Origin of the sequence: Protofrankia coriariae (genome assembly GCF_001017755.1) — a bacterium.
Taxonomy (GTDB): Bacteria; Actinomycetota; Actinomycetes; order Frankiales; family Frankiaceae; genus Protofrankia; species Protofrankia coriariae.
Window position 1 is genome coordinate 16,081 of record NZ_JWIO01000027.1, and the last position, 4,003, is coordinate 20,083.

General features: G+C 68.2%; 3 protein-coding genes and 2 pseudogenes (1 of these 5 cut by a window edge). 1 reads left to right on the forward strand and 4 read right to left on the reverse strand.

All coding sequences use genetic code 11. The features are described 5' to 3' along the window. Positions 1–87: 87 nt before the first annotated feature. Together FrCorBMG51_RS34840 and FrCorBMG51_RS16015 are read right to left on the reverse strand one after the other, a co-directional pair. Positions 88–264, reverse strand: a pseudogene (locus FrCorBMG51_RS34840) (aquaporin family protein); the annotation flags it as partial. Beyond that, positions 264–818, reverse strand: a complete 555-nt coding sequence (locus tag FrCorBMG51_RS16015) for an ArsI/CadI family heavy metal resistance metalloenzyme (RefSeq protein WP_047223923.1) — start codon at positions 816–818, stop codon at positions 264–266. The pseudogene FrCorBMG51_RS34840 and the gene FrCorBMG51_RS16015, both read right to left, overlap by 1 nt. Positions 819–925: 107 nt before the next feature. Here FrCorBMG51_RS16015 and FrCorBMG51_RS16020 point away from each other — a divergent pair, with 107 nt between their 5' ends. Further along, positions 926–1,345 carry an ArsR/SmtB family transcription factor gene (locus FrCorBMG51_RS16020; RefSeq protein ID WP_235433627.1) on the forward strand — a complete coding sequence of 140 codons (420 nt, stop codon included), beginning with the start codon at positions 926–928 and terminating at the stop codon, positions 1,343–1,345. 97 nt (positions 1,346–1,442) lie between these two features. On the opposite strand, the gene FrCorBMG51_RS16025 is transcribed toward FrCorBMG51_RS16020, so the two are convergent. Together FrCorBMG51_RS16025 and FrCorBMG51_RS16030 are read right to left on the reverse strand one after the other, a co-directional pair. Next, positions 1,443–2,960 carry a PstS family phosphate ABC transporter substrate-binding protein gene (locus FrCorBMG51_RS16025; protein WP_047223875.1) on the reverse strand — a complete coding sequence of 506 codons (1,518 nt, stop codon included), beginning with the start codon at positions 2,958–2,960 and terminating at the stop codon, positions 1,443–1,445. Positions 2,961–3,263: 303 nt separating this feature from the next. After that, a pseudogene (locus FrCorBMG51_RS16030) lies at positions 3,264–4,003 on the reverse strand (HAMP domain-containing protein) (it continues 2,925 nt past the right edge of the window).

Below are 4,003 nucleotides of genomic sequence, written 5' to 3' on the forward strand. Positions count from 1 at the left end.
CAGCCCGCCGAACGCGGCGTCCACCCCCGAGACCACCGGGTTGAAATGCCCTCCGGAGACCGGCCCGACCATCAGGATGATCGCGAACAGGCCGGCGGCGGTCGCCGCGGCGTTCTCCACCAGCTGCAGCCCGGTCTGTCCCGGGCTGAGCTGTGTCGCGGCAATCCCCGAACCGATCACCAGGGCGGCCAGCAGCATGCTGCCGACCGCCTCGGCGGCCAGCCGGCGCGCCAGCGGCGGTAGGCCCGGCCGTACCTGTGCCATCAGCGGCCTGCGTGACCAGCACGACCTGCGGTGGCGAGCGGAACGGCCGCACCGGTGTCCGCCGTCGGGGCGCAGTCACCGCCTGGCCCGCACGCGCACGCCGAAGCCGGCCCGCCGCCCGGTTCCACCGTCCGCAGTGCCGGCCCAACCCCGATAGCGGCGTCGGTCCTGTCAGGGACGTCGGCGAGCACCGTGTAGATCTCCCACGGGGCGCCGTCCGGATCGTCGACCCAGACCTTGTCCTGCACCGCGTAGCAGCAGGTGCTGTTCTCCTCGGTCGCCGTGTCCAGCCCGGCCCCGGCCAGCCGCGTGGTTGCCGCGGTCACCTCCTCGGAGGTGGCGACCTCGACGCCGAGATGGTTGAGCGCGCCGGCCACCCCGGCGCCCCGGGCCCGTGGGTTCTCGATCAGCACCAGCTTCAGTGGCGGCACGTCGATCGCGAAGTTCGCGTATCCCGGCCGGCGCTTCGCCGGGCCGGCCCCGAACAGCTTCGTGTAGAAGTCGACCGCCGCGTCCACGTCGGAGGCGTTCAGCGCCAGTTGCACCCTGGGAATCATGATCACAACCTCTCATCGCATCGATGACCATCAATGTCTTCCGTCAAACGCGACGATGCCCCCACACATAGACGGCTGTCAATAGGTAAGGCATGCTGAAGCGCATGGCGACCGCACCCCTGCCCACCCCGCTTCCCGCGCGCGCCGCCCCCACGGGCCCCGGCACGCGCGCGGATTCCGACGCGTCCGGCCTCGCCGGCCTCCCCGTGGCCTGCTGCACCCCGCTGACCAGGGCGCCGCTGTCCGCCGAGGAAGCGGAGCGACTCGTCACGGTCCTCAGGGCGATCGCCGTGCCCGCCCGGCTGCGACTCCTGTCGATGATCTATGCTCGTGAGAACGGCGAGGCCTGCGTCTGCGAGCTCACCGAGCCCCTCGGCCTGAGCCAGCCCACCGTCAGCCACCATCTGAAGGTCCTGGTGGACGCCGGGCTGATCACTCGGGACAAACGCGGCGTCTGGGCGTACTACCGGGCCGTGCCCGACGCCCTGGCTGCCCTGGCCACCGTCTTCGCGCCCCCGCGGTAGCCGCCTGACGGCGCGGGGAAACCACAGTACGAAGCGGGTTCCGGTCCGGACCGCTCGGGCGACCTCATGATCAAGTACCCGTGGGAGTCACCGATCACTACTGGCAGCGCCTGAAACCCTCCGGGCTGTAGCAGGGCAGGTGCCCATGGGTCTTCATGACGTCCTGACCGCTGCCCCTTGTCAGATAGTTCAGAAAGCTGGAGGTGAGAGAACCAGCGGGTGGGCTACCGTAGGTGTAGGCGTACTCGATCTCCGTGAAGGGATAGGAGCTGTCGCCGATACTCTCGATCGACGGCGCCTGACCGTTGATACGCAGGGCATGCAGGTTCCTGGACGCGATGGCAGCCTGCAGTTCGCTGTAGCCGATGGCGCCCGGGAGCCTGGCCACGGTTCTCAGCACCCGCTCGGTGCTGTCGAGTTCACAGCGGACGACCCTGTCCTGCGGGGAATTCCTGTGCTCGCAGTCCAGCGAGGTCAGGGCTGGTTCACCGAACCCGTCGAGGATGTGCCGCCGGAACAGGTCGCGGGTGCCGGAGTTGGCGTCCCTGCTCACGAGCAGGACCGGGAGGTCGGGGCCGCCGACCTGGTTCCAGTTGAGAATGTCGCCCCGGTAGATTCTTTGTATCTGGTTGATCGTCAGACCTCCGATCGACACCTGGTCGTTCACCACCAGGGCGAAGGCGGAGACCGTGACGCGCTCCCCTGTCATCTGCGGATAGCCGTCCGGCTTTGAACCGTCGTAAATGGAGATCACGGCTGGTGACCCGCTCGTGGACCTGTCACCGGCGTCCACCAGTTCCTGTATGCCCTCGTTGCTGCCGCGTGAGTTCACCGTGATCTCTGAATCCGGGCAGTCGGACTCGTACTTCTCGGCGATTTCCCGTACGACCGGCGCGAAGGCCGTCGAACCGATGACGGTGAGCTTTCCGGTGGCGCAGCCGATGGGAGGCGGCACGTTCCGGCGGACGACAATGATGACTGCCAACGCCGTGACACAGAGGGTGAGCAGGACGGTGATCCAGCGGGCGGGTCTGCTGAACAGGGGTGGGGTGTCGTCCACCGTCGTGCTGCGGTTGGGCATCACGGCGCCGTCCCGGATCCCGCCGCTGACCCGGACGACGCAACCGACGCGGCCGCCGGTGAGCAGCACGAGCAGCTTGTAGTGCTGGCCGCGGTTGAGCGGGACACGGGGCAGGTAGATCGTGCTGTCGCCGTGCCGCATGGCCCCCGGTGCGGCGAAGTGGTCCATCAGATGCTCGGCGTCGGGCTGGGTGACAGCTACACCTCTGACGATGCGCTCGGTGAAGACAGCGGTGAGGCCGTTGCTGGTGTAGTCGGTGTCGGTGATGCCCTGCGCACCGTCGTTTTCGATGCGCAGGAGAACGAGGGTGGCATCCGACATGTCGGGGAGGTCGTTGAACAGGCCGAGCCGTATGTTCGCCTGGCCCTGCCCGCCGCGGTTGTCGCTACCGATGGGAGTGTCCATCTGCACGCGGTAGCCGATGCGCCGGTGACGGGGCACCCTGCGCTCGTACCAGACCACGGCGAAGGATGCCGCGATACCGAGCACTGCGGTGAGTACGGCCACGACACTCTCAGCGCTCAACCAACCCACGTTTCGCCCCGTCCTCAAATGCACGATTGGACCGATATGATGATTCAGCGACCGTATGGGGTTCTGGTCGGGGTCGGCGCGCTCCGTGCTGTCCGACCGTCAGGTATTCGCCATGAATTCACCTCGGCCAGCCGCGCGTTCACCTCCGTCGGTCGCACGTTCATCTCGACCGGGAGACGGGCTGCCGGTACGACGCGGCCGACAGCGGACCATCCCCCGCGAGCCGTCACTCAACCGCGGGCGCACACAGTGGTCCGGGGACGTCGGCCCGAGGGACCGCTGCCGCCCGAACCGGGATTCAGATCACCTTATGTTCCTGCCGCCGGGTTCCTGGTCGGTGAGCCGCTGCCGGATGCAGGCGAGGAGCTCGTCGGTGTCGACCGGCTTGGTCACGTAGTCGTCGGCGCCGGCGGCAAGGCACTTCTGCCGGTCGCCCGGCATGGCCTTCGCGGTGACGGCAATAATCGGCAGCGCGCCGAAGCGGGGCATTTCCCGGATTGCCGCCATCGTGGCGTAACCGTCCATTTCCGGCATCATCACGTCCACGAGAACGAGCTCGATGCCGTCGGTGGCGAGCAGGATGTCGATGCCTATACGCCCGTCGGGCGCGTGAATCACGTTCAGGCCGTAGAGCTCGAGGATGCTGGTGATGGCGAACACGTTCCGGACGTCGTCGTCGATCACAAGAATCCTACGGCTGCGGAGCACGTCGTCCGTGGTGGCATGTGCTGGGACGCCGTTGTCGCCGGGTGTGGGCGCGGATACCAGCGCGGCCGCGGACACCTGTGAGCCGGACGAGCCAGAGGAGCCGGACGAGCCGGGCGGCAGTGGCAGGGCCGCGGGTGTCGGCGGGCCGGAAATGGCTGGCTGCGTGGCGCCACGGGCCTGTTCACCGATCGCCTCGGGCGAGGACAGCGGCAGGTAGAGGGTGAAGGTGCTGCCCTGCCCGAACTCGCTCCGGGCACGGATCACACCGCCGAGCAGAGCCGCGACCTCGCGTGCGATGGACAGTCCCAGGCCGGTCCCGCCGAACCTGCGGCTGG

Coding starts and splice junctions, on each gene's coding strand:
- FrCorBMG51_RS16020 (WP_235433627.1), top strand. CDS start 926: ATGGCGACCGCACCCCTGCCCACCCCGCTTCCCGCGCGCGCCGCCCCC.